General features: G+C 62.4%; 22 protein-coding genes. 10 read left to right on the forward strand and 12 right to left on the reverse strand.

Going from position 1 to position 25,297, the window contains the following annotated elements; genetic code table 11:
• Nucleotides 1-26: 26 nt before the first annotated feature.
• Both BZG29_RS03060 and BZG29_RS03065 read right to left on the reverse strand, forming a co-directional pair.
• Nucleotides 27-854, reverse strand: coding sequence for a class I SAM-dependent methyltransferase (locus BZG29_RS03060; RefSeq protein WP_171985128.1), 828 nt, complete (start codon nt 852-854; stop codon nt 27-29).
• A gap of 88 nt (nt 855-942) precedes the next feature.
• Nucleotides 943-1,602 carry a pyridoxamine 5'-phosphate oxidase family protein gene (locus BZG29_RS03065; RefSeq protein WP_077398807.1) on the reverse strand — a complete coding sequence of 220 codons (660 nt, stop codon included), beginning with the start codon at nt 1,600-1,602 and terminating at the stop codon, nt 943-945.
• Between the two features lie 109 nt (nt 1,603-1,711).
• Between BZG29_RS03065 and BZG29_RS03070 the strand changes: the two genes are divergently transcribed.
• Nucleotides 1,712-3,184 carry a PLP-dependent aminotransferase family protein gene (locus BZG29_RS03070; protein ID WP_077398809.1) on the forward strand — a complete coding sequence of 491 codons (1,473 nt, stop codon included), beginning with the start codon at nt 1,712-1,714 and terminating at the stop codon, nt 3,182-3,184.
• Nucleotides 3,185-3,194: 10 nt separating this feature from the next.
• On the opposite strand, the gene BZG29_RS03075 is transcribed toward BZG29_RS03070, so the two are convergent.
• From BZG29_RS03075 to BZG29_RS03110, 8 genes are all read right to left on the reverse strand, one after another.
• Nucleotides 3,195-3,974 carry a spermidine synthase gene (locus tag BZG29_RS03075; RefSeq protein ID WP_077398811.1) on the reverse strand — a complete coding sequence of 260 codons (780 nt, stop codon included), beginning with the start codon at nt 3,972-3,974 and terminating at the stop codon, nt 3,195-3,197.
• Nucleotides 3,975-4,033: 59 nt separating this feature from the next.
• A complete protein-coding gene (locus BZG29_RS03080; protein ID WP_077398813.1) occupies nt 4,034-4,558 on the reverse strand; it encodes an FxDxF family PEP-CTERM protein in 525 nt (174 codons plus the stop codon).
• 238 nt (nt 4,559-4,796) lie between these two features.
• Complete coding sequence (locus tag BZG29_RS03085; protein ID WP_077398815.1) at nt 4,797-6,128, reverse strand: ATP-binding protein; 1,332 nt, start codon at nt 6,126-6,128, stop codon at nt 4,797-4,799.
• Nucleotides 6,128-7,480, reverse strand: a complete 1,353-nt coding sequence (locus BZG29_RS03090) for a sigma-54 dependent transcriptional regulator (RefSeq protein WP_077398817.1) — start codon at nt 7,478-7,480, stop codon at nt 6,128-6,130. The genes BZG29_RS03085 and BZG29_RS03090 overlap by 1 nt, the downstream gene beginning before the upstream one ends.
• A 28-nt stretch (nt 7,481-7,508) precedes the next feature.
• Nucleotides 7,509-8,747, reverse strand: coding sequence for an FtsX-like permease family protein (locus tag BZG29_RS03095; protein ID WP_077398819.1), 1,239 nt, complete (start codon nt 8,745-8,747; stop codon nt 7,509-7,511).
• A gap of 28 nt (nt 8,748-8,775) precedes the next feature.
• Entirely contained in the window at nt 8,776-10,098 is a 1,323-nt protein-coding gene (locus BZG29_RS03100) for an ABC transporter permease (protein WP_077398821.1), read from the reverse strand.
• 9 nt (nt 10,099-10,107) lie between these two features.
• Nucleotides 10,108-10,824 carry an ABC transporter ATP-binding protein gene (locus BZG29_RS03105; RefSeq protein ID WP_077398823.1) on the reverse strand — a complete coding sequence of 239 codons (717 nt, stop codon included), beginning with the start codon at nt 10,822-10,824 and terminating at the stop codon, nt 10,108-10,110.
• 44 nt (nt 10,825-10,868) lie between these two features.
• Nucleotides 10,869-12,134 carry an efflux RND transporter periplasmic adaptor subunit gene (locus tag BZG29_RS03110; RefSeq protein ID WP_077398825.1) on the reverse strand — a complete coding sequence of 422 codons (1,266 nt, stop codon included), beginning with the start codon at nt 12,132-12,134 and terminating at the stop codon, nt 10,869-10,871.
• Nucleotides 12,135-12,353: 219 nt separating this feature from the next.
• Here BZG29_RS03110 and BZG29_RS03115 point away from each other — a divergent pair, with 219 nt between their 5' ends.
• Nucleotides 12,354-13,961 (forward strand): DNA mismatch repair protein MutS, encoded by a 1,608-nt coding sequence (locus tag BZG29_RS03115; protein ID WP_253192766.1) that lies wholly within the window; start codon nt 12,354-12,356, stop codon nt 13,959-13,961.
• Between the two features lie 11 nt (nt 13,962-13,972).
• Here BZG29_RS03115 and BZG29_RS03120 read toward each other — a convergent pair whose 3' ends face one another.
• Nucleotides 13,973-15,898 (reverse strand): phosphoethanolamine transferase, encoded by a 1,926-nt coding sequence (locus tag BZG29_RS03120; RefSeq protein WP_150130792.1) that lies wholly within the window; start codon nt 15,896-15,898, stop codon nt 13,973-13,975.
• Nucleotides 15,899-16,323: 425 nt separating this feature from the next.
• On the opposite strand from BZG29_RS03120, the gene rpsL reads away from it, so the two are divergent.
• The 6 genes from rpsL to BZG29_RS03150 all read left to right on the forward strand — a co-directional run bounded on the left by rpsL (nt 16,324) and on the right by BZG29_RS03150 (nt 22,365).
• Complete coding sequence (gene rpsL, locus BZG29_RS03125; RefSeq protein ID WP_010394376.1) at nt 16,324-16,707, forward strand: 30S ribosomal protein S12; 384 nt, start codon at nt 16,324-16,326, stop codon at nt 16,705-16,707.
• A gap of 152 nt (nt 16,708-16,859) precedes the next feature.
• On the forward strand, nt 16,860-17,330 hold the full coding sequence (gene rpsG / locus BZG29_RS03130) for a 30S ribosomal protein S7 (RefSeq protein ID WP_010394377.1): 471 nt from the start codon (nt 16,860-16,862) through the stop codon (nt 17,328-17,330).
• A gap of 108 nt (nt 17,331-17,438) precedes the next feature.
• The gene (fusA, locus tag BZG29_RS03135) at nt 17,439-19,544 is read left to right on the forward strand and encodes an elongation factor G (RefSeq protein ID WP_077398827.1); all 2,106 of its coding nucleotides are present in this window, start codon (nt 17,439-17,441) and stop codon (nt 19,542-19,544) included.
• Nucleotides 19,545-19,616: 72 nt separating this feature from the next.
• The gene (tuf, locus tag BZG29_RS03140) at nt 19,617-20,807 is read left to right on the forward strand and encodes an elongation factor Tu (RefSeq protein ID WP_077398776.1); all 1,191 of its coding nucleotides are present in this window, start codon (nt 19,617-19,619) and stop codon (nt 20,805-20,807) included.
• 179 nt (nt 20,808-20,986) lie between these two features.
• Nucleotides 20,987-21,304 carry a 30S ribosomal protein S10 gene (gene rpsJ / locus BZG29_RS03145; RefSeq protein ID WP_010394389.1) on the forward strand — a complete coding sequence of 106 codons (318 nt, stop codon included), beginning with the start codon at nt 20,987-20,989 and terminating at the stop codon, nt 21,302-21,304.
• Nucleotides 21,305-21,519: 215 nt separating this feature from the next.
• Nucleotides 21,520-22,365 carry a DUF817 domain-containing protein gene (locus tag BZG29_RS03150; RefSeq protein ID WP_077398829.1) on the forward strand — a complete coding sequence of 282 codons (846 nt, stop codon included), beginning with the start codon at nt 21,520-21,522 and terminating at the stop codon, nt 22,363-22,365.
• A 19-nt stretch (nt 22,366-22,384) separates the two neighbouring features.
• Here BZG29_RS03150 and BZG29_RS03155 read toward each other — a convergent pair whose 3' ends face one another.
• Nucleotides 22,385-22,933: a tetratricopeptide repeat protein gene (locus BZG29_RS03155; RefSeq protein ID WP_077398831.1), complete on the reverse strand. Its 549-nt coding sequence runs from the start codon at nt 22,931-22,933 to the stop codon at nt 22,385-22,387.
• A gap of 175 nt (nt 22,934-23,108) precedes the next feature.
• On the opposite strand from BZG29_RS03155, the gene creB reads away from it, so the two are divergent.
• Both creB and creC read left to right on the forward strand, forming a co-directional pair.
• Nucleotides 23,109-23,834 (forward strand): two-component system response regulator CreB, encoded by a 726-nt coding sequence (creB, locus tag BZG29_RS03160; RefSeq protein ID WP_077398833.1) that lies wholly within the window; start codon nt 23,109-23,111, stop codon nt 23,832-23,834.
• Nucleotides 23,831-25,252 (forward strand): two-component system sensor histidine kinase CreC, encoded by a 1,422-nt coding sequence (gene creC / locus BZG29_RS03165; protein ID WP_077398835.1) that lies wholly within the window; start codon nt 23,831-23,833, stop codon nt 25,250-25,252. The genes creB and creC overlap by 4 nt, the downstream gene beginning before the upstream one ends.
• Nucleotides 25,253-25,297: the final 45 nt, after the last annotated feature.

Raw genomic sequence — 25,297 nt, forward strand, 5'->3', positions numbered from 1 at the left:
GCCACCGCGAGGTGGCCTTTTTTACGCTATGGCTTGACGAATTTCAGGGTCATGCGGTCGCTCTCGCCGATGGCCGTGTACTTGGCGCGCTCCACCTCCTTGTTGGCGTAGGTGGGAGGCAGCGCCCAGACGCCGCCCTCATGGTCCGCCGTGTCCTTGGGATTGGCGTTGATTTCCGACTTGGCTGCCAGTTTGAAACCGGCGTTTTCCGCCAGCTTGATCACATACGCTTCGTGTATGTAGCCGCTGCTGGCCGTGGCATCCTGCGTCTTGTTCGCAGGCAGGCGGTGCTCGATGACGCCGAACACGCCGCCCGGTTTCAGGCTGTCATACACTTCCTTGAACAGGGTTTTCATGCCCTCGTCGCCGATGGGTATCCAGTTGTGGATATTGCGAAAGGTGAGCACCATGTCGGCCTTGCCCTTGGGCGCGATGCGGTAGGTGGTTGGGGGCGCGAAGGCGCCGAGTTCCACCTTGCCGAAAGCGGCCGGGTTGGCGTCGAGTTTTTGCTGGAAGCGCGCCGCACCACGGCGTGCGCCTTCGCTGCTTGACTGCGGGTCGTTGCCGGCGGCGATCAGCTTGCCGTGGTCGCGCAGGTAGGGCGCCAGAATTTCCGTGTACCAGCCGCCGCCAGGCGCCAGCTCCACCACCGTCATGTTCGGCTTGATGCCGAAAAACGTCAGCGTTTCATACGGGTGGCGGGCGCTGTCACGCAGCGCGTTGGCCGGCGTGCGCGCACTGCCGGCGATGGCGGCCTTCAGTGCCGCGTCGCCCGCATTGGCGGCCAGTGCCACGCCGCTGCCGCCACAGGCCAGCATGGCCGTCAGGGCCGCGGCCAGGGATACTCGCTTCATCATCATATGCTCCATGCGTGATTGGATCGGTTGGTCAATTGGTGGCGATCGCCATCAACGCCGATCATCGGGCAAGCACGCTGGCCGGTCAAGCGGATTCCGTACCCCATGCGGCGGCATACGCGGGCATGTCGCTGGTGTTGAGCGCATCGGCGATGGCCGCGCCACGGCCGTGCGTAAAGGGCAGTTCGCCCGTCCAGACGGCGTGCGCCATGTCGCCCGCATCGTCGAGCGGGCCGCCCTTGCGCTGCTTGACGGCGCATTCGTCAAGCGCGATGCGCAGCACGGTGGTGGCCGCGTATTCCTTGGCGCTGCCGCCACGCACGTGCGCCAGGCGTCCCGGCGCCAGCTTGTCCATCAGCGCGTCCATGGCCGCATGCTGCTGGCCGATGTCGCTGACTTTTTCAAACTGCCCGTACACCATCGCCGAACGGTAGTTCATGGTGTGATTGAAGGCGGAGCGCGCCAGTACCAGGCCATCGAGATGGGTCACCGTCACGCAGACGTCCGTATCGCGCAGCAGCTGCTTGAGCATGCGGCTGCCGTTCGAGCTGTGGATGTACAGGTGGCCATCGATGCGCCAGCAGGCGGTCGGGATGCAATGGTTTCCTTGCTCGTCCTGGAAGGCGATATGGCACAGGTAGGCGGCGTCGAGGACGGCGTACAGGGTGGCTTGTTCGTAGCTGGCCAGTTCGGCGACGCGGCGCACGCGGGTACGGGGGCTGGGGGGCAGGGCGGTAGCGGTCATCGTGGAAGTCCCGTTGGTTGAAGAAGCAGGCCGCACTATAATCGGCATCTGGCTCTGAAAAAAGATCCAGAACCGAAAAATAATTTAGAGCCATGCTTGAAGGATGTATATGGATTTTGCTTTGCTGCTCAGTGCATTCGAGCGCGCGCACCGCGAGCTGGGCTGGCCGCGCCAGCGCCTGCTGCATGAGTGCTTGCGCGCGGCGATCCGCGGCGGGCAGCTGGCGCCCGGCACGCGGCTGGCCGCCACGCGCGTGCTGGCGGCTGAACTGGGGCTGGCGCGCAATACCGTGCTGTACGCCTACGAGCAATTGGCCAGCGAAGGGTTTGTCTTGCCGGACCGGCGCGGCACCGTTGTCGCTGGCAGCGCCGGCATGCCGGAAGCTGTGCCGGTGGCCGGGAGCAAGGACGGCTTGTCGCGCCGCGCGCAGCATTTGCGCGGCGTGGCGGGACAGGATGTGAATGCATCGGTAGTGTTTCCCGCCGACGCCATGGGCGCGTTTGCGCCTGGCGTGCCGGCGCTCGATGCGTTTCCACTGGCGCAGTGGCGGCGCATGCTGGACCGCGCGTGGCGCGCGCTGACGCCGCGCCAGCTCAATTACGGCGACCCGGCCGGCGAGCCGCAACTGCGCATGGCCATCGCCGAGCATTTGCGCGCCGCGCGCGGCGTCGTCTGCGATGCGGGTCAGGTGTTCATCACGGATGGCACGCAAAGCAGCCTCGATGTCTGCCTGCGCGCCTTTGCCGACCAGGGCGACACCTTGTGGATCGAGCATCCCGGCTATGGCGGCGCGCTGGCGGCGGGCCGTGGCGCCGGCTTGCAGGTGGCCGGTATCGCGGTCGACATGGATGGCATCGCGCCCACGGATGACGACTGGCGCGATACGCCGCCGCGCCTGATCTACACGACGCCGTCACACCAGTATCCGACGGGCAGCGTGCTCAGTCCCGCGCGCCGCATGGCGCTGCTCGAACGCGCGCGCGCCGTCGGCGCCCTGATCATCGAAGACGATTACGACAGCGAATTTCGCCACGGCGGCCCGCCACTGGCCGCGATGCAGGGACTGGTGGCCGACGCGCCCGTTGTGTACCTGGGGACCTTCAGCAAGACCATGTTTCCCGCCTTGCGCATCGCCTTTATCGTCGTGCCGGCCGCGCTGGCCGGGGCCTTCGCGCAGATGCAGGCGCAGGGTGCCGCGCGGGGGAGGGTGGCGGAACAGCTGGCGCTGGCCGAGTTCCTGCGCAGCGGCCTGTTTGCGCGCCACGTGCGGCGCATGCGCCGGCTGTATCGCCAGCGCCGCGACGCCTTGAGCGAGGCGCTGCAGCGCCATGCGTGCGCGGGCGCGTCCATCCATGGCGGCACGGCCGGCATGCACCTGGCGCTGCGTTTTCACGATCGCGCATGGGATGACCTGGCGCTGAGCCGCAGCGCCGCGCTGGACGGCATCGTGGCGCTGGCCCTGTCCGCGCATGGCACGGGAGATGCGGGGTGCTGGAACGGTTTCCTGCTCGGTTATGCCCAGGTGCCGGCCGAGAGCATGGATGGCCTGGCGCGCCGCCTGGGCGGGCTGCTGCGGGCGTGATGCAGCTAGCTTATTGCTGGTCCTGCATCCACTGCTTCAAGCCGTTGACCCAGTTCTTGGCAGGCAGGTTGAACTGCTTCCTGATGGTGGCGGCGCGTTCGTATAAATCGCTGAAGTCGAGCGACGGCGATTTTTTGAAGGCCAGCACGACGATGTTTTCATCTTCCATTTCCGGCACCCAGACGACGGCGTCGAAAACCAGTTCCATCGCCTGCAAATTCTTGTCGTAGTTGGGGAAGTCGCCGAAGACATTCGTGCACATGATGCCGTCGTCCGTCAGGCAGTCGAAGCAAGCCTGGTAGAACTCGGGCGTGTCGAGCACGGGGCCGCGCGCGTCTTCGTCGTACAGATCCACTTGCAGCGCATCGACGGTGCCGTGGTTGGCCGGATCGAGCACGAAGTCGAGCGCATTCATTTCGCGCACGTCGAGGCGCGCGTCGTTCGGCGGCAGCGCGAACTGGGCGCCGCAGATGGCGATCACGTTCGGGTTGAGTTCGATGGCCGTGACCGTGGCGTCGGGGAAGCGGCGGTAGCTGAATTTGGTCAGCGCGGCGCTGCCCAGGCCCAGCTGCACGATGCGTTTGGGCTGCGTCTTGAACAGCATCCACATCATCATCATCTGTACGTATTCGAGCTCGATGGCGTCGGGCTTGTCCAGGCGCATGGCGCCCTGCACCCACTTGGTCCCCAGGTGCAGGTAGCGGATGCCGCGGTGTTCGGTGGTGGTGGCAGGCGGGTGGCCCGGGTGGCTGAAAGCGGTATGGCTGGTGGAGGTAAAGTCGGTCGTCATGGCGCCAGTTTAGCAGCCGGCTGAAAAAAAGACGCCGCGGCGTCTTTTGGGTGGGGAGCTCAAGATTGCTTGCGGCGTCGTGCCAGGAAGCCCAGTACGCCCAGGCCGGCCAGCAGCATGCCATAGGTTTCTGGTTCAGGAACGGGGGCCAGGTTCAGGTTGAAGGTGCCGCCATAGCTGCCGCCATTGCTGTTGCCCATCACGGTGAGGACCATCGGGCCGTTGAACAGCAGGTTGGTTGGCGCTAGCACCTCGCCTTGGGCATAGCCGAAGACGGTGGGTCCGCCAAAGCCCGTCAGGGCGATGCCGTTCAGGTTGGCACTGCTGAAGTTGATGGACGAAGCATCGCTGCCCGTGACCGACAGGTTGGCCAGGAAGGCTTGCGCGGTCGAACCGAAAGTGGCGTCGGGCGTGAAGGTGAAGGTGTCGGTAAAGTCGCCGAGCGGACTGGGCGTGGCGTTGAAACCGCCCGTCCACAGGTTGCCGGTGGTGTTGGTCAGGTCCACGTTGTACGCTGTTGCCTGCGCTACGCCGATGGAAGCCGCGCTCAAGAGTGCTACTGCGATGAGTGATTTCAGTTTCATTTTTATCCCCGCGAAAAAACGATTAATGTTTCAAAAAAACCGTACCGCTCAGATAAATTATCGCCAGGACATTTCATTGTCAATGAGCTATTTTTATATCATTATGCAAACTTAAATAGCTTATTTCTAACACACGGGCATGGCGCTTGCGATGTTGCAATATTAAAAACTATAATTATCAATATAATACAGAAAAATAATCGCGCAGTATGTGATGGAAAAATCGTTGCGCCAGTAACTAATTTCTGTCCAGCAAGGGAAGAATCAGGGTTACCGCCAGGCCGCCGTCCTCTCGGTTGGCCAGCGTGATGCGCCCGCCATGGGCTTCGGCGATTTCGCGCGCCAGCGCCAGGCCAAGTCCCGTGCCGCTGCGCTTGGTGGAATAAAACGGCACCAGCGCGTTTTCCAGCACGGCGCCGCTCATGCCCGGGCCGCGGTCGCGCACTTCGATGCGCAGTTGCCCTTGCGCCTGGCTGACGTGCAGGCCGATGTGCTCTTCCCGCGAGCCCGATTCCAGCGCATTCTTGAGCAGGTTCAGCAGTGCCTGCTGCATTTGCGCCGCATCGAACACGGCCGCCTGCACGGGCGGCGGGCAGTCGAGCCTGAAGGGTGCTTGCGAGGCCAGGCCATCGAGGAAAGGCTGCCACTCGTATGGCGCCAGGCGCGGCGCGGGCAGCTTGGCAAAGCGCGCATAGCCGAGGATGAAGGTTTCCAGGTGGCGCGTGCGCTCTTCGATGGTGGCGAGGATTTGCGGCAGGCGTTCCGTCTGGCCGCGGCGTACCAGCTCGGCACCGGAATGGGCCAGCGAGGCCAGCGGTGCCAGCGAGTTGTTGAGTTCATGGCTGATGACGCGGATGACTTTTTTCCAGGTCTGCACTTCCTGGCGGCGCAGTTCCAGGGTCAGCTGGCGCAACAGCAGCAGTTCGTGCTTGCGCCCGTTCAGGCTGAAACTGCGCCGCGCCAGGTGATACACCTCCTCCTGTTCCCCCTCGCCGCTGGTAAACAGGCCGTCGTTGCGGCGCGCGAGCGCTTCGGCCAGGGCCGGTGCCGCCTGCTGCACGATGTCGGCCAGGTGATGCCCTTCGAGCCGGCGGCCATGGTGCAGCAGCTGCCGCGCGGCCAGGTTGGCGTAGACGATGGCGCTGCCCTCGGCCACCAGCAGCATGGCCACCGGCGTGTTTTGCACCATGGTGTCGAGCAGCAGTTCGCGCTGCACCAGGTCCAGGCGCTGCTTGCGCAGCACGTCGCCGAGCGCATTGTGGGCCGCCACCAGATCGGCCAGTTCATCGTTCTGCGGCCAGCGCAAGCTGAAGCCGAAGTCGCCGTCCTGGTAGCTGGCGACCGTGCCGCTCAAGGCGCGAAACAGCGACAACATCGCCTGCAGCTGGGCGCGAATGGTAATGACGGCCACCGGCAGCACGCACAGCAGGGTACCCGCCAGTACCAGCAGCGGCTGGCCGGGTAAAAAATGCGCGAGCAGCAGGGCGATGACGATGCCCAGCACCAGCAAGGTAGCGATCAGCGCCGTCCAGCGCGTGAGCAGGGAGAGGCGCATGGGACGGTAGGCCATCAGCCACGCGCGATGCCCAGGCGTTCCATGCGCCGGTACAGCGCCTGGCGCGACAGCCCCAGTTCCTGTGCCGCCTGCGCCACCACGCCGTGTGCGCGCGCGAGTGCCGCGGTGACGCTGTCGCGGTCCGGCTCCGTCGCGGCGGCATCCTGCGGCGCGCGCAGCGATGGCCCACCTGCCAGCGGCAAGCCCGTTTCCTGTGCACTGATCACCGGACCGGCCGTCAGCAGGCTGGCGCGCTGCATGACGTTTTTCAGTTCGCGCACATTGCCCGGCCAGCCGTGCGCCAGCAGGGTAGCCTCGGCCTGGGCATCCAGGGTTTTTTCACTGTCCAGGAAATGCCGTGCCAGCACCAGGATGTCAAGCGGGCGCTGGGCCAGCGGCGGCAGGCGCAGTTCGATCACGTTGAGGCGGTAGAACAGGTCTTCGCGAAACGTACCGGCCTTGATCATCGCCGGCAGGTCAGCGTTGCTGGCGCTGATGACGCGTACTTTCACTTGCCGTTCGCGGTTCGAGCCGAGGCGCTCGAAGCGCCCCGTTTCCAGCACGCGCAGCAGTTTCATTTGCCCGGCCAGCGGCAGGTTGCCGATCTCGTCGAGGAACAAGGTGCCGCCGTCGGCCGCGTCGAACTTGCCGTCGCGCGCGCGCGTGATGCCCGTGTAGGCGCCGGCCTCCGCGCCGAACAGTTCCGCCTCGATCAGCTCGACCGGCACGGCGCCGCAATTGAGCACAACGAAGGGACCGCCGGCGACCTGGGAATTGGCTTGCACGATGGCGGCGATGCGTTCCTTGCCGCTGCCGTTCGGCCCCGAAATGAGCACCGGCACGTCGGCGCGCGCCACCTGGCAGGCCAGGTGCACGACTCTTTCCGTGGCCGGGTCTTGCCACACCATGCCGCGCAGGTCGAAGTCGTGCTCCAGCGCGTGGCGCTGGCGCTGCTCGGCCACCACGCGCTGGCGCAGCGAACGGTTGGCCTGCCCCAGTTCCAGCAGGTTCTGCACGCTGGCGATCAGGCGCCGGTCATCCCACGGCTTGGCCAGGTAGTCGGCCGCGCCGGACTTGATCAGGTCGACGGCCGCATCAAGCTGGGTCCAGGCCGTCAACAGGATCACGGGCAGGTCCGGATGGCGCGCGCGGATGGCGTGGAACAGCGCGCTGCCTTCCTCGCCCGAGGTGGTGTCGGCCGTGAAGTTCATGTCCTGTACCACCAGGTCGATGGCGTGGCGTTCGAGCAGCTGCAGGCCTTCCTCGGGCGAGGCGGCGCGCACGGCGTCGATCTCGTGCAGGGAGAACAGCACGTCCAGCGCGATGGCCACGGCGGCATTGTCGTCAATAATCAGTACGGTAGGCATGCGCGCAGCATATCACTCAGGTGCCGGCTCAGGTACTGCGGGTGGCAGTGGCCGGCGAAATACTGGCCGCGCGCCATGCCGGGCCGTACACCGCGCCCACGCCCAGCAGCCAGAACACCAGCGCGCCGGCCAGCAGATAGCCGGGCGGCAGGCGCGCCATTTCCAGCTGGCTCACCAGCAGCTGGTTCAAACCCAATGCCAGCAGCACGCCGCATGCCACGCCGACGCTGGTGATCATGAAATTCTCGGTGAGGAAATAGCGCAGGATGTCGATACGGCGGGCACCCAGCGCGCGCCGTACGCCGATCTGCTTCCTGCGCTGCGTCACCCACAGGCTGGCGATGCCGACGATTCCGCTGGCCGTCACCAGCAGCAGCAGGGTCGACACGGCGATCAGCATCCATGACAGGCCGCGGTCGGCCCGGTAGCGTGACGTGCGGTGCTTTTCCAAGGTATCGGTGCGTACCAGCAGGCGGTCGCTGGTGGAGGTGCGGATGGCTTGCTCGGCCTCCTTCATCAGGCGGTCGCGCTGGCCCGGTTCGGCGCGCACCGCATACAGCAGCGAATCGCGCCCGCCCGTCAGGCGTGCCGGCATCAGGATCGAATATTCGCCTTCGGCCCTGACCTGGCCGACCTGCGTCTGCAGCCGCTCGACAACGCCGACCACGCGCAGCTCGGGATCATCGGCGCCGTTACCCCGGTACAGCGTCTTGCCGACAAAGCTGGTTTCGCCGGGCCAGATCTTTTGCGCCGCCGCGAGCGTCACGATGGCCACCTTGGGGTAGCTGTCGTCGACATCTTCATCGATCTCGGGCACCTCCTCAGGCAGGAAGTCGCGTCCTTCCACCAGCTTCAAGCCATAGGTCTTGACCAGGGCATCTGGGGTGACGTAGGTCGAGATGGTGGCGCTGGGCGTGACCTGGCTGCGCTTGGCCGACACGCTGGTGGAGTTGCCGGAGCGCGACAGCACTGCCTGCGACGTTTGCGCCACCGACAGCACGCCCGGCAAGGCGCGCAGCAGGGCCGCCTGGTGCTTTTGCTCGGACAGCTGGCGCTGGTGGTTGCCGCGGTTCATGTTCTGGATATGGATATAAAAAATGTCGTTTTCAGCGGCCACGCCGGTGGGCCGCGCGGCCACGGCCTGGCGCAGGTTGACGATGTGCAGGGCGTTGGCCAGGATGGCCAGGCTGATCGCGATCTGCACGGCCACCAGGATGGCGCCGGTTTTGCTGCGCATCAGCGCCGACAGGATGGGACGGATTTCCATGCTGGACCTCATAGTGAATAAGTGGATGTCATTGGGACTTGAGCTGAATCGCCGGCGTCACCTGACAGGCGCGCCAGGTGGGCAACAGGCCGGCCAGCAAGGCCGCCAGCACCGACATGGCAAAGGTCAGCAGCAGCATCGGCACATCCATGTGCGCCACCGTGCCCAGTTCCTGCGACTGTTTGCTGACCACGGCCAGCGCGCCAAACGCCAGCAGCAGGCCGATCACGCCGCCGGCCAGGCCGATCACGCCGCTTTCGATCAGGAACTGGCGGAAGATGTCGCGCCGCGTGGCGCCCAGCGCGCGGCGGATGCCCACCTCGCTGGCGCGCACGGAAAACTTCGCCAGCAGCAGGCCGATGGTGTTGACCAGGCATAGCAACAGAAAGCCGAAGGCCAGCCAGGCCGCCAGTTTGTTGTCGTTGTCGACTACCTTCAGGAAGGCCATCCATTCGTTCAGGTCGTACAGCTTGTTGGGCGCATTGCGCATCATGCGTCCCAGCTTGCGCTGCTCGCCCGCATAGGCATCCAGATACTGCTGCAACTGGCCACGCTCGCCGCTGCTGGCCATCTCGAACCAGAACTGCAGCCAGGTGCAGCCGGAGCCGAGCCGGCCCTGGAAGCCGGGGGCGTTCTGTTCGCCATTGCAGCTCATGCCGCCGTCGTGTTCCGTCTCGTGGCGAATCGCGCTGGCAAACGGGATGAAGAATTCGTCTTCTGCGCCGAAAGCGCCCTTGCTGCCGATGATGCGGTGCGGGCGCGGCACCACGTCCCAGGTCGCCAGCACGCCCGTCACCATGTAGGGCCGGCCCAGCACGGTCACGCGCTGGCCGACCGGGTTGTTCGTGCCCACCAGTTTTTCAGCCAGTGCGCGGCTCAGGACGATCACGTCGGCGCCGCTGGCGTCATCGGCTTCGCTCCACGGCTGGCCGTACTGGAAGGGAGCGTCGAACATGCTGAAAAAATCACGCGTGGGCGCCATGCCCTGGGCCTGGAAGGAACCGATATCCTTGCGCGCCGGCTCGACCGGACCGGCTACGCCGTACATGACGGTACGTCGCACGCCCATCTTGCTGGCCATGAAATTGCGCGCATCGATATAGCTCATCTGGGCTTGCGAGAAGCCGGGCTTTTCGCCGGGGACGTAGCCATTGACGGACAGGATGTCGATCATCGGCACGAACATGCGGTCGCTCTTGTGCGGCAGCGGATCGCCCGACATGGCGTGCAGGATGGTGACGGTGGAGACGCTGGCGGCCACGCCGACGGCCAGCGTCAGCACCATCAGCGCGGTCAGGGCGCGGTTGCGGCGCAGGCTGCGCAGGCCCAGCGTGAAATAATAGCGGAACATGGTCTCTCCTTACGCGGTCACGGGGTGCTGCGGTTTGGCCGACAGCGAGGCGCGGTGCTGCACCAGGTCCGACACCTGGCCGTCGATGATGTGCACATTGCGCTGGCTGCGCAGCGCCAGTTCCGGATCGTGCGTGACCATCAGGATGGTGGTGCCTTGCGCATTGATCTCTTCCAGCAGCTCCATCACGCCGCGCGCCATCTGCGTGTCCAGGTTGCCCGTCGGTTCATCGGCCAGCAGCAGCTTGGGCGAACCGGCCAGGGCGCGCGCGATCGCCACGCGCTGCTGCTGGCCGCCCGACAATTCGGCCGGATAATGCTTCATGCGCGATGCCAGGCCGACCTTGGCCAGTGCCTCCTCGATGCGCTCCTTGCGTTCGGCGCGGTTGAAGCCCCGGTAGCGCAGCGGCACGTCGACGTTGTCGAACAGCGACAGGTCGGGAATCAGATTAAAACCCTGGAAGATGAAGCCTAGCTTTTCATTGCGCAGGCGCGAGCGGGCATTGTCGTCCATGCCCCTGACGTTGACGCCGTCAAGGATGTATTCACCGTCGGTGAATTCCTCGAGCAAGCCGGCGATGTTCAGGAAACTCGTCTTGCCCGAGCCGGACGGCCCGGTGACGGTGACGAATTCACCTTGTTGCACATGGATGTCGAAGCCGCGCAGCGCGTGGGTTTCGATCATGTGGGTGCGGTAGACTTTGCTCAGGTTTTGCATGCGCAGCATGGCGGGGCCTCTTGTTGAGTGAGATGAATGGGATTCAGTGAAATTCAGTTGAGCGAGACGCGGACAGCGTTCTCGAAGTTTTCCGTGCCGGCGACCACCACCTTGTCGCCCAGTTTCAGGCCGTCGAGGATTTCCACGGCCGATACGCTAGTCGCGCCCAGCTTGATCGGCGTGCGGATGGCCACGCCGTCGCGCACGACGTAGGCGAAACGGCCACCTTCGGCTTCGACGAAAGAGCCGCGCGCCAGCATCAGCACATTCGGTTTTTCATCGATCAGCAGGCGCGCCGCCACGCGCTGGTTCTGGCGCAGGCCGGCCGGTTGCGCGCCATCGAAACGCACGCGCGCCAGCACCTGATTTTTGACCACTTCGGGCGACAGCGCCGACAGCTTGCCGGTCGCCCGGATGACGCCCGTTTCGATCTCGGCGCGCATGCCCAGGCCCATGTCGGCCACATAGGTTTCAGGCACCTCGAGTTCGACTTCCAGCTGCGACAGGTCGACCAGGGTCATCAGGGCCGTATTGGCTTGCACCACGCTGCGGTTGGCCACCGACAGGGTGCCGATAAAGCCGTTGACGGGGGCGCGCACGGTCAGTTCGTCGACCCGGCGCTGGGCGTTGTCGCGCACCAGGCGCTGGCGTTCGAGTTCATTGCTTTTGGTTTTCAGGGCCAGGGTCACGTCTTCGCTTTCCAGGCCCGCCGCCTGGGACGCGTGCTTGCTGCGGATATCGGCCGAATTCAAGGCATCCTTGGCCTTCTGGTAATCGATCTTGGCGATGATGCCCACCTGCGCCACGCTTTCATAGCGTTCCAGCGTGCGCTGTGCGGACAGGCGCTCGATCTCGGCCGTATCGGCTTCCCGGCGCGCCAGCAGTTTCTGCTTCTTGGCCAGGATCTGCTGGCGCGCCACTTCCGCCTCCAGCTGCTGCACGCTCGATTGTTCGCGCTTGAGGGCGTCGGACAGGTCGGGCGACTCCAGCACGGCCAGGATGTCGCCCTTTTTCACCGTGTCGCCCGCCTTTGCCTTCAGCGTGACGGTGGCCACCGTGGTCGAATACAAGGTCGGGCTGATCGAGGCGACCACGCGGCCGGTGACGGCCGCGTCGCGGATCAGGGTGCCGCGCGTGACGTCTGCGATGCGCAGGCGGCTGCTGTTGACGGAATGCTCGCTGTTGCGCCAGCCGGCAACGACCGCGATGGCGGCGCCGATGACGATGACGGCGCCGGCCAGCAGCAGGGCGCGTTGCTTGTGGCGCTGGCCCGGCGGGGCGGACAGGACGGCGTCTTGGGAGGAGGTATCGCGGATCATGGTCAGGTCTCGTGAAGGATACCTTTCTCAATGCACGATCCATGCCAGTTGTTAAGTCTTTGATTTGAATGGGGAAAAAAATTGGCGTCCGGCTGTCCGCCGTGTCCGCGTTGTCCAGCATGTCCGCGGGCGCCGCATTGTCGCGGCGTTTGCGCATGGATCTTGATATTCTGGCAATCGACCTGATCTGCGGCACTAGCAGTGATGGCGCACGGCGCCATGCTGGCCCTTCTCTGGAGCATGATGTCGCCTTCGCCCTCTCTTTTTGCCCGCCTGCGTCCCTGGTTGCGCCAGTTTGCCAGCCTGCCCGAGCCGCCGGAACTCGATTATCCATTTGCCGCCAGCGACATCGCCATGCTGCAGCGCATCGACGGTGGTGTGCCCCAGCTCGATAGCCAGACGTGGAATGAAATGCTGCTGGATGCCTACCATGCACAACTGGCCACGCAGACCAGCATTCTTGGCCAGCAGCGCTTGCATCAGCGCCTGGCCAGCGGCACGGCGGGGGCTGCCTCGCGGGGGCGCATCGCGGCCTTGCTGGCCGCGCCGGCACAGCAGGCGGTGATCGAGCAAGCCATGCTGCCGCTGCGCACGGCAGACGTGGAAGTGGCGGCGCTGCTGTGTGGCGCAGCGCCGCCAGCGCCGCCGTGGTGGAGCCGCTGGCTGCTGCTGCCGCCGCTGGTGCTGTTGGTATCGCTGCTGGTCGCATGGCTGTTTGCGCCGTTGGCATGGGCCGTCGCGGTGGCCGTCTGGTTCTCGCTGATGGCGTTGCAGATGCGTTTTTACGAGCGTTGCAAACCGTGGGAGCGCAGCGTTTTTACCTTGCAGCAGATACTGCTGGTGCATGGCCGCCTGGGGGCGCTCGATACCGCGCTCACGGCAGAGTTGCGAGAAGGCGGGCGGGCTGCCGGCGTGATCAATCGGCAGATCACGCCAGTGCGCTGGATCAAGATGGTTCCCTTGCTGAGCGAATATGACGACTGGCTCATGTTGGGCAATATCCGACGTTATTTTCACAGCCTGCGCGTGGTGCGGCGCGAACGCGCCTTCCTGCGGCAGAGTTTCCTGCTGTTGGCCGACCTGGAGGCGGACCTTGCTCTGGCGCGCCACCTGCGCGGCCGCGAAGAATTTTGCTGGGCACTGCAAACCGATGCGCGGCAGTTGTCGCTCGACGCCATGGTGCATCCGCTGCTGGACGGCGCCAAGCCCCTGTCGCTGCGGCTCGATGGCCGCGGCGCCTTCATTTCGGGGCAGAATGCGGTGGGAAAAAGTACCCTGTTGCGCGGCGTGGGGCTCAATCTGATCAGTGCGCGCGCCTTTGGTTTTTGCTATGCGCAGGCGGCCCGGGTGCCCATGCTGCCCTTGTATTCAAGCATGCAGAACGAAGACTCGCTCGATGGCGGCGAAAGTTTGTACATCGCCGAATTGCGGCGCGCACGCGAATTGCTGGCGCTGGCCAGGGTGGGCGCGCCGGCCTTGCTCCTGATCGATGAAATCTTCCGCGGCACGAACCACCTTGAATCCGTGGCGGCTGCTGCTGCCGTGCTGCACAGCCTGGCGGCGCAGCACCTAGTGCTCGTCTCGTCGCATAACCTGGTGCTGGGACCCTTGCTGGAAGACTGCCTGGCGCCGTGGTGCGTGCGCCGCGATGACCGGGGCGCGTTGCTGCTGGCGCCCGGCGTGCTGCAAGCCACGAATGGCATCGCCCTGCTGGCGCAGCGCGGTTTTGACGCCGGCATCGCGGACAAGGCCGGGCGCGTCTTCGACTGGCTCAGCACGCACATGGCGCAACCGGCCGATTGCGGCGGCGTGCTCGAACGGGCCTGACGCGGCCGCGCTTACTTGTCCTGCTTTTCCGGCGTGCTCTTGTCGATCACTTCGCGGCAATCGCCGCGGATGATGGCGTTGTCGTAGTTGGTCCAGCCATAGCTGTCGACGTAGCGCTTGTGTTGCTTGAAGCGGGGGCTGGCGATGCTCCATTCGGGCTGTTCGCCGGCAAAACGGATGTCGCCCAGGTCGAGCAGGGTGTGGAACATGTTTTCCGTCGACAGGCGCGCCTTTTGATGGCGCCGTAGCTGCGTCACCTTGTCCGGATAATGCTGCTGGAATTGCGGCGAATACCAGACGAAGGCGGGCACGTGGAATTCGAACTGCGTGTTGTGGCCATGGAAGGCCAGGCGGCAGGTGCCGTCGTACAGGGTCTGGCCGTGATCGGCGACGTAGACGAGCGAGCTGCGCAGGGCGGTGCGCTGGCCATCGTCCTTCAGCATGCCGATCACGTTCGACAGGAACCAGTCCGTGTACAGGATGGAGCTGTCGTAGCTGTTGTTCAGCTGCGGCTTGATGGCCGTGTCCGTGTAGACGGGCTTGTCGACGCCGAACAGCGACGGCTGCCACTTGTCGAACGCCTTCGGATAGCGCTGGCTGTAGTTCCAGTGGCTGCCCAGCGTGTGCAGCACGATGAGTTTTTTCGGTGCCGGGTCGGCCAGCGCGTTCCTGAACGGGTCGAACAGGATCTGGTCGAAGTTCGAATTGTTGGTAAAGCCGCCCAGGTTCAGGAATTGCACCACGTCCGCTTCCTTGGCAAACACGGACACGGGCGTGTCGAACTGGCCGAACGAGATCTGGTTCGACAGCCAGTAGGTCTTGAAGCCCGCTTCCTTGTAGGCGGTGAGGAAGGATTTTTCCGAGAAACCATCCTTGAGGCTTTGCGTGGCCGGTTTGCGCGAGATGATGACGGGCACGGACAGGCGCGTGGCGGAAACGGCCGTGATGACGTCGGCCAGCGGCACCAGGTTGTCTTCCTGTTTCAGCAGGGGATTGGTGTCGCGCTCGTAACCGTTCAGGCTCCAGCGGTCGTAGCGCGACGATTCGCCGATCACCATGACCACCACTTCCGGATGGGGATCGGGCTGTTGCTGGTGCGCGCCGAAACGGAAGCTGCTGCTTTTCTGCCCCAGTTCGGCCAGGTACCGACGTTCCTTGTAGAAATCGAAGCCACGCGCGGCCAAGCCGAAGGGCCAGGAATTGCTGACGGTGTCGAAGGCGTAGGGCAGGCGCGCCCAGTGGGGCAGGCTGGGCCAGCCCAGGCCCGTCTCGTCGGCGCCGGCGATGCTGGCGTTCTCCGGCTTGCTGCTTTCCTCGTCTTCCTCTGCCGTCTCGTCATCGGCCGAGCTGGTGTCGCCGAAGCCGGAGGCGCCCGCCTTGCCGCTGGCCGCCGAGTTGCCGGCCTTGGCCGATGCTGGGGCGCTGTGCAGGACTTTGGCGTCGAAACCGAATTCGTAGCCATACCACCAGAAGCCACCGAGCAGGATCAGCACCACGAAGGCGGCCGGGCGCGTCTTGCCGCGCCAGTCGAGGTCGCGCGTGCGCGTGGCCGCAAACCAGCCGAGCAAGCACCAGGCGATCACGCCCAGCATGACGGTGCCCATCAGCCATACTTTCTGCCCGAGGAATTCCATCGCTTCCTTGGGGCTGGTTTCGAAGATGATGCCCAGGTGGTGCGTGGAAATGCCCTGGCCATAGAAGATGAACAGGTAGATTTCCGTCGGCAGGGCCAGGAAGGCGGGCACCAGCAGCCAGTGGAAATACGCGGGGCGCTTGAATACGCTCCAGACGGCCAGCCAGGCCAGCAGCTCGAAGGTGAGCATCTGCCAGGGATGCTCGATCGCACGCCCCAGCAGCGCGGGGACAAAGGGCACGGCCGTCAGCAAGGCAAACGTCAGGAGCAGGAACAGATTGGCGGGGCGAAGCAAGGAGCGCATAAAGGAGGGCAACGAAAAATGTCCGCTATTATCAATCCTTTTGTTGTCTTGCGGTCGTACAAGAATGTGCGGCCCCGATGCTTGGTTGCAGAGAAAGAATGCCAAATCATCAAGCGCTGCGAGGTGCCGGTACCCGCGCGCCGTCTCCAAAGATTAGTCAAAATGCCACAAAAGTGCCGCTTTTTTGCCTTTTTTTATAGCAAAAAGCGGTAAACTGATTGACCCCCTGTAACACAAGGTCTAAACTAGCGAGTTCTCGATTTTATTCTGCTCATCGTTTACGTATTGCTTGGCATTTCATGGCCGCTCCTTATCGAGTGGCTGCGGGCGCCTCCGGTGCGCAGTAGATGAAAGCGGGACGAGGTTTTAGTCGCCGGGCATCTTGCCCGGGTTATTAATCGTAGTTTTTTGTTGGATTTATAACGATGCCAACCATCAATCAATTGATTCGCAATCCACGCGTCGCTTTGACCGTGAAGAGCAAATCGCCGGCGCTGGAAAACAGCCCGCAAAAACGTGGCGTCTGCACACGTGTTTACACCACGACTCCAAAGAAGCCTAACTCGGCTCTGCGTAAAGTCGCTAAAGTTCGTCTGACCAATGGTTTCGAAGTCATTTCGTACATTGGCGGTGAAGGCCATAACCTGCAAGAGCATAGTGTTGTGCTGTTGCGCGGCGGTCGCGTTAAGGATTTGCCGGGTGTGCGTTACCACATGGTTCGCGGTGCCCTGGATACCCAAGGCGTTAAAGATCGTAAGCAATCGCGTTCGAAGTACGGTACCAAGCGCGCTAAAGCAGGCAAGAAGTAATAAGTTGTACGCAGCAAACCCAAGTTTCGCTCAGTGGCAACTAGCTAAGTGAATGTAGTCGACCGCATCTGGTCGAGTAAGTGGAGGACTATGATGGTCGTCCGCGAGTGTGCGAAGAACGCGCGCTCAACTGAAGATTGAAAGGAATTGATATGCCACGTCGTCGTGAAGTACCCAAGCGCGAAATTTTGCCAGATCCAAAATTCGGCAACACTGATGTCGCTAAATTTGTTAACGTGCTGATGCTGTCCGGTAAGAAATCGGTTGCAGAAAACATCATCTACGGTGCTTTCGAGCACATCGCAGCAAAATCGGGCAAAGATCCACTCGAAGTTTTTGCTACCGCAATCAACAACGCCAAGCCGTTGGTTGAGGTGAAATCCCGTCGCGTCGGTGGTGCAAACTACCAGGTGCCGGTCGAAGTTCGCCCAGTCCGTCGTATGGCTCTGTCCATGCGTTGGTTGCGTGAAGCTGCTAACAAGCGCAGCGAAAAATCGATGCCACAACGCCTCGGCGGTGAGCTGATGGAAGCGGCTGAAAGCCGCGGCGGCGCGATGAAAAAACGCGACGAAGTCCATCGTATGGCTGAAGCGAACAAAGCGTTCTCGCATTTCCGCTTCTAATATAAAGCCAGCTACCGCAAGGCGGCTGTCAAGCATCTGTTGTTCGAGGCCGGGCTCATTTTTGCAAAAAAATGCTGCTCGGTTTTGTCCATTCATTTAGGATTAATTATGGCCCGCAAGACCCCCATTGAGCGCTATCGTAATATCGGTATCTCCGCTCACATCGATGCAGGTAAGACGACCACGACCGAGCGCGTCCTGTTCTACACAGGCGTGAACCACAAGCTGGGCGAAGTCCATGATGGCGCTGCCACCACCGACTGGATGGCACAGGAGCAAGAGCGCGGTATCACGATTACCTCGGCTGCTGTTACGTGCTTCTGGAAAGGCATGGCTAACAACTTCCCAGCTCACCACATCAACATCATCGACACCCCAGGCCACGTTGACTTCACCATTGAAGTGGAACGTTCGATGCGCGTGTTGGATGGCGCCTGCATGGTTTACTGTGCAGTCGGCGGCGTGCAGCCACAATCGGAAACGGTATGGCGTCAGGCTAACAAATACAAAGTGCCACGTCTGGCCTTCGTGAACAAGATGGACCGTACCGGCGCCAACTTCTTCAAGGTCTACGATCAGATGCGTTCGCGTCTGAAAGCTAACCCAGTACCTATTCAGATGCCTATCGGCGCTGAAGACGTCTTCACCGGTGTTATCGATCTGGTCAAGATGAAAGCGGTTATCTGGGACGACGCTTCGCAAGGCATGAAGTTTGAATACGAAGACATTCCTGCACACCTGGCTGCTGATGCTGCCAAGTGGCGCGAGAACATGGTTGAAGCCGCTGCTGAAGCGTCGGAAGACCTGATGAACAAGTACCTGGAAGAAGGCGACCTGTCGGAAGCCGAGATCAAGGCTGCTCTGCGTCAACGTACCATCGCTAGCGAAATCGTTCCAATGCTGTGCGGTACCGCCTTTAAAAACAAGGGCGTACAAGCCATGTTGGACGCGGTCATCGAGTACCTGCCATCGCCAATCGACATTCCGCCAGTACCTGGTCTGGATGAAGATGAACAGCCTGTCGAGCGTAAAGCTGACGACGACGAGAAATTCTCGGCACTGGCATTCAAGATCGCAACCGATCCGTTCGTGGGTCAACTGTGCTTTATCCGTTGCTACTCGGGTACCCTGAATTCAGGCGACTCGGTGTTGAACTCCGTGAAGCAGAAGAAAGAGCGTATCGGCCGTATCGTGCAGATGCAAGCGAACGAACGCGAAGAAATCAAGGAAATGCGCGCTGGCGACATCGCCGCCGTTGTGGGTCTGAAAGACACCACCACTGGCGATACGCTTTGCGACGACAAGGCAAGCGTGGTTCTGGAGCGCATGGTCTTCCCTGAGCCAGTGATTTCGCAAGCGGTTGAGCCAAAAACCAAGGCCGACCAGGAAAAAATGGGCCTGGCGCTGAACCGTCTGGCAGCAGAAGATCCATCGTTCCGCGTGCGTACCGATGAAGAATCGGGCCAGACCATCATCGCCGGTATGGGCGAGTTGCATCTGGACATCATCGTTGACCGCATGAAGCGTGAATTCAACGTTGAAGCCACCGTCGGCAAGCCACAAGTGGCTTACCGCGAAACGATCCGTAAAGTGTGCGAAGAGTCGGAAGGCAAATTCGTCAAGCAATCGGGTGGTCGTGGTCAATACGGTCACGTGGTTCTGAAGATCGAACCGCAAGAGCCGGGCAAGGGCTTTGAATTCGTTGACGCGATCAAGGGCGGTACCGTTCCTCGCGAATACATCCCTGCAGTTGAAAAAGGTGTGCGCGACACGCTGACTTCGGGCGTGATGGCTGGCTACCCAGTTGTTGACGTTAAAGTCACGCTGTTCTTCGGTTCGTACCATGATGTTGACTCGAACGAAAATGCATTCCGCATGGCCGCTTCGATGGCATTCAAAGATGGCTGCCGCAAAGCATCGCCAGTCATCCTGGAGCCGATGATGGCCGTGGAAGTGGAAACGCCGGAAGACTACGCCGGTACCGTGATGGGCGATCTGTCGTCGCGTCGCGGCATGGTGCAAGGTATGGATGAAATTGCTGGCGGTGGCGGCAAGATCATCAAGGCCGAAGTGCCTCTGTCGGAAATGTTCGGCTACGCTACGTCGTTGCGTTCGTCGACCCAAGGTCGTGCGACTTACACGATGGAATTCAAGCACTATGCTGAAGCACCTAAGCATGTGACTGAAGCAATCGTAAGCTCGAAAGCTAAGTAATAGAAGTTCCGGGCCGGCTTTCACGAGAATGCCGGTCCCTACATTTAAATCATTGTTCTAAGGAAGAATAAAATGGCAAAAGGTAAATTCGAACGGACCAAGCCGCACGTCAACGTCGGCACCATCGGCCACGTCGACCACGGTAAAACCACGCTGACCGCTGCAATCGCAACGGTTCTGTCGAAGAAATTCGGCGGCGAAGCTAAAGCATACGACCAGATCGATGCAGCACCAGAAGAAAAAGCGCGCGGTATCACGATTAACACCGCCCACGTCGAGTACGAAACGGAAACGCGTCACTACGCGCACGTTGACTGCCCAGGCCACGCCGATTACATCAAAAACATGATTACCGGTGCTGCCCAGATGGACGGCGCGATCCTGGTATGCTCCGCAGCTGACGGCCCAATGCCACAGACCCGCGAACACATCCTGCTGGCCCGCCAAGTTGGCGTTCCATACATCATCGTGTTCCTGAACAAGTGCGACCTGGTCGACGACGCAGAGCTGCTGGAACTGGTTGAAATGGAAGTGCGCGAGCTGTTGTCGAAGTATGAATTCCCAGGCGACGACCTGCCAATCATCAAAGGTTCGGCACGTATGGCGCTGGAAGGCAAAGAAGGCGAAATGGGCGTTGACGCAGTGCTGCGTCTGGCCGATGCGCTGGATGCTTACATCCCAACGCCAGAGCGCGCTGTTGACGGTGCTTTCCTGATGCCAGTAGAAGACGTGTTCTCGATCTCGGGTCGCGGTACCGTTGTGACCGGTCGTATCGAGCGCGGCATTGTTAAAGTCGGCGAAGAGATCGAAATCGTCGGTATCACTGATACCGTCAAAACGACTTGCACCGGCGTGGAAATGTTCCGCAAACTGCTGGACCAAGGTCAAGCAGGCGACAACGTTGGTCTGCTGCTGCGCGGCACCAAGCGTGAAGACGTGCAACGTGGTCAAGTTCTGGCCAAGCCAGGCTCGATCAAGCCGCATGCTCACTTCACCGGCGAGATCTATGTTCTGTCGAAAGACGAAGGCGGCCGTCATACGCCATTCTTCAACAACTATCGTCCACAGTTCTACTTCCGCACGACGGACGTAACCGGTTCGATCGAGTTGCCAGCAGACAAAGAAATGGTCATGCCAGGCGATAACGTGTCGATCACCGTCAAGCTGATCAACCCGATCGCGATGGAAGAAGGTCTGCGCTTCGCTATCCGCGAAGGCGGCCGTACCGTCGGCGCTGGTGTTGTTGCTAAAATCATCGCTTAATTATTAAGCGACTATAAAAGAAGACGCGTCGTCGCCCGGCGCCCTTCTTTTTATTCAACTGCCGGGGTTGGCAAGCATTTTGGTGCTATCATGTCGACCCTGACGGTTGTTGCGTCAGAAATTCCCGTATGACCTCATTGCCGTGCAGACCGCGCGGTTCGTTCTTTTAAGGAAATATCATGTCGGCACCAAACCAAAAAATCCGTATCCGCCTGAAGGCTTTCGATTACAAGCTGATCGACCAGTCCGCTCTGGAAATCGTTGAAACCGCGAAGCGCACCGGCGCTGTCGTCAAAGGCCCAGTACCACTGCCTACCCGTATTCAGCGTTTCGATGTGCTGCGTTCCCCGCACGTCAACAAAACTTCGCGCGATCAGTTCGAGATCCGTACGCACCAACGCCTGATGGACATCGTTGACCCAACGGACAAAACCGTTGACGCGCTGATGAAGCTGGACCTGCCAGCTGGTGTTGATGTCGAAATCAAACTGCAATAAGAGTTTTCAGGGCAGCTGACAACACCGTAGCACCAGGGGTTGACAGTTGTTCCAGGCCGGCGGGGTATCCCGCTGCCTGTTGATGGGGCCGGGCCTGCTCACGATCGTGAGTGCGCCCGGCCCCATTGCCATTGGTGCCTGCCCAACGCTGGCGCCACTTGCTTGTGTGTGCAAAATCGCTTTACAGTGCGGCAGCCCGTCGATAAAGTTGCTGCATGCTCAATGCCCTCGATACCCACCTGTTAAATGCGACTCCACGCCAGCGCCTGCGCGGCTGGCCGCGCTTCCTGACCGAATTCCTGTATTTCGGCATCAAGGAGGCGAGGTCATGCCTGTTCGTGGGGCTGTTTTTTGCTGCCGTGTTCCTGGTGCCGCGCGCCGGCCTGTTCGGCTTGCCGCGCTATGACGTGCTGCTGCTGGTGGCGCTGGCGATCCAGGCCGCGATGGTCTGGAGCGGACTGGAAACGTGGGATGAGCTGAAAGCCATTTGCCTGTTCCATGCGGTGGGCTTTGCGCTGGAAGTATTCAAGGTATCGGGGACGATCCAGTCGTGGAGCTATCCCGACTTTGCTTATACCAAAGTGTTCGGCGTTCCCCTGTTTTCCGGCTTCATGTATGCGGCGGTCGGCAGCTACATCATCCAGACCTGGCGCTTGCTCGACATGCGGATTCGCCACCACCCGCCGTACTGGATGGCGGTGCTGATCGCTGTGCTGATCTACGCCAACTTCTTTACTCACCATTACATCGGCGACTATCGCTGGTACCTGGCCGCCTGCGCGCTGGGCTTGTACGCGCGCACCACCGTGGTGTTCCGTCCGCTCGACCGCGACCGCAGCATGCCCTTGCTGCTCGGTTTCGTGCTGGTCGGCTTCTTTATCTGGCTGGCTGAAAACATCAGCACTTTCTGGGGCGTGTGGCGCTATCCGAACCAGCTTGGCGCCTGGTCGGTCGTGCATGTGAGCAAATGGAGCTCATGGTCGCTGCTAGTGGTGATGACGTTCACCATCGTGGCCCACCTCAAGCACATCAAGGCCAGCATCCACGTCGCCCAGCCCTAGGCCGGGCTCCGGGCGTCTCTTATTGCAGGCTGGCCGCCACCGCGTCGAAGCGATTGCCGAGCGCCGCCTGCGAACCGCCTTGCAGCTGCCTGGCGTACTGGCGCAGCACTTCCGCTGAATACGTGCGCGACGCGGGCGATAGCTTCGGCAGCAACGGCAGCACGCGCTCCAGATAGCCTGTGCCTTCCTGCCACTTGCCTTGCGCGGCCAAGGTCGACGCCAGTTCCACCATGCGGCGGCCGACGCGCGCATCGCTGCGTGGCTGCGCCGCTTCTTCCGTGGCCAGGGCTTGCCGGTACAGTTGCTCCGCTTCGGCATTCTTGCCCTGCAAGCGCTTGATGCGGCCCAGGTTGTACTGGCGCTGCGAAAGGATGTCCGCGCTGGCTCCGGCCTGCTCGGCGCTGCGCAGCGCCTGTACACAAGCCAGTTCCGCTTCACCAAACTGGCCCTTGAGTTCGGCCGCGTTGCAGGCGTCGTGTTGTGCGTTGGAGGTGGTGATCGTCGCTGGCGCCGCGCAGGCGGCCAACAGGCTGACAGCGCATAGCAGGCTGATGGTATGGTTCTTCATAGTCTCCTCGGACGGGTGTTGGACACGGTGTATCAGTGGAGTCATGCTGCGATAAATATACTATAAGTTTTTTGGGGCGGGTGGCTTTTTGCCGGCGCGCGGCAAGGCGCGCGATTGACGCCGCTTGCGTGCTTCAGGGATACTCCGGGTCTGTCCACTACTGCGTGCCGCCGCCATGTCCAAGACTGTCCTGATCGTGGAAGATGAACAGGCGATTGCCGACAGCATCGCCTATGCCTTGCGCACGGACGGCTTTGTGCCGCGCCATGTGATGTTGGGCGAGCAAGCCCTGGCCGCGCTGCGCCCAACGCCCGGCGAAGCCGCGCAAATGCCCGTTCTGGTGGTGCTCGACGTGGGCTTGCCCGACATGAGCGGGCTGGAAGTGTGCCGCCGGCTGCGCCAGTTTTCCGAGGTGCCTGTGATCTTCCTGACGGCCCGCAGCGATGAGATCGACCGTATCGTCGGCCTGGAAATCGGCGCCGACGATTACGTCACGAAACCGTTTTCGCCACGCGAACTGGTGGCGCGCATTCGCGTCATCCTGCGCCGCGCAGGTGTCGCGCAAGCTCCCCGCGAGACTGGCATGACGATAGCCGCGCTTGCCGGCGCGCCGGCGCGTTTCGAATTGCGGGCGCTGGAGGCGAAGGTGATCTTTCACGGCCAGCCGTTGGATCTGACCCGCTATGAATACCTGTTGCTGAAAACCCTGCTTGAGCATCCGGGCCACGTGCTGTCGCGCGCGCAGCTAATGGAGCGCGTGTGGAGCGGGGCGCCGGACACGCTCGAGCGCACCGTCGACGCGCATGTCAAATCGCTGCGCGCCAAGCTGCGCGCCATTGATGCGCAAGTCGACCCCATCCACACCCACCGTGGCCTCGGCTACAGCCTGGCCGGCGCATGAAGATCGGCCTGCGTATCCTGCTCGGCTACTTCCTGATCGTCGGGCTGGCTGCATGGTTTCTGCTGAATGTCTTCATGGAGCAGGTCAAGCCCGGCGTGCGCTCGACCCTGGAAGACACCCTGGTCGATACTTCGCAACTGCTGGCCAATCTGGTGGCGCCCGACGTGAAGGCGGGCACGCTGGCGCAGTCGCCCGTGGCCGAACGCATGCAGGATTACGCGCGCCATGGCGTGGACGTCAATATCAATGGCGTACGCAAGCGCACGCTCGACTACCGCATCTATATTACGGACCGGCGCGGCATCGTGCTGTTCGATTCCAGCGGGCGCGACGTGGGGCGCGACTATGCGCGCTGGAATGACGTGTATCTGACCTTGCAGGGCAAGTATGGCGCGCGCAGCACGCGCAGCCGGCCAGACGACGAGATGTCGACGGTCATGCACGTGGCCGCGCCGATTCGCGACGGCAGCGCGGTGATCGGCGTGCTGACGGTGGCCAAGCCGAATGCCAGCGTGCAAGCGTTTGTCGAGCGCAGCCAGCGCAAGATACTGCAGCGCGGCGCCGTGCTGTTGCTGCTGTCGCTGTTGATTGGCCTGGCATTCGCCTGGTGGTTGCACCATGCACTGGGCAAGCTGATGCATTACATCGGCGACGTGGAAGCAGGGCGCAAGGTGGCACTGCCGGCGCTGGGCAGGAACGAGATCGGCACCCTGGGGCGGGCGCTGGAGGCGATGCGCACGCGCCTGGAGGGCAAGGAATATGTGGAGCAGCTGATGCATACCCTGGCGCATGAATTGAAAAGTCCGATCGCTGCCATCCAGGCCTCGGCCGAACTGCTGCAGGAAGACATGCCGCCGGCCGAGCGCCGCCAGTTCCTCGCCAGCATCCTGGAGCAGAATGCGCGCCAGCGGCAGCTGATCGACAAACTGCTGGCCCTGGTGCGCGTGGAAAAGCAGCAGCGCTTGGACAACCCCGAGCGCATCGCGCTGGGTGCCCTGCTGGCGCAAGTGGCGCAGGACGCGGCCGCCAGCCTGGCGGTACGCGGCGTGCAGTTGCGGCTCGATGCCGAAGAGCTGAGCGTGGCCGGCGACGCCCTGCTGCTGCGTCAGGCGCTGGGCAATCTGCTCGACAACGCGGCCGGCTTTGCGCCGCCAGGCAGCTGCATCGACCTGACGGCGCGGCGCCAGGGCGCGCACGTGGACATTGTCGTGCGCGACCGCGGCGCAGGCATTCCCGCGTATGCGCTCGAGCGCGTCTTCGAGCGCTTTTATTCCCTGCCGCGTCCGAGCGCCGGCAAGAGCACGGGCCTGGGCCTGCCCTTTGTGCGCGAGGTCGCTTCCCTGCATGGCGGCACGGTCGAGGTGCTCAATCATCCGGAGGGCGGCGCCTGCGCGCGTCTGCGCCTGCCGCTGGCGTAGCGCCTTGCAATTATTTCCGGACTTCACACGCAACGCACATTCAGC

The organism is Janthinobacterium sp. LM6 (genome assembly GCF_002002885.1).
In the GTDB taxonomy this organism is placed as follows: domain Bacteria; phylum Pseudomonadota; class Gammaproteobacteria; order Burkholderiales; family Burkholderiaceae_D; genus Janthinobacterium; species Janthinobacterium kumbetense.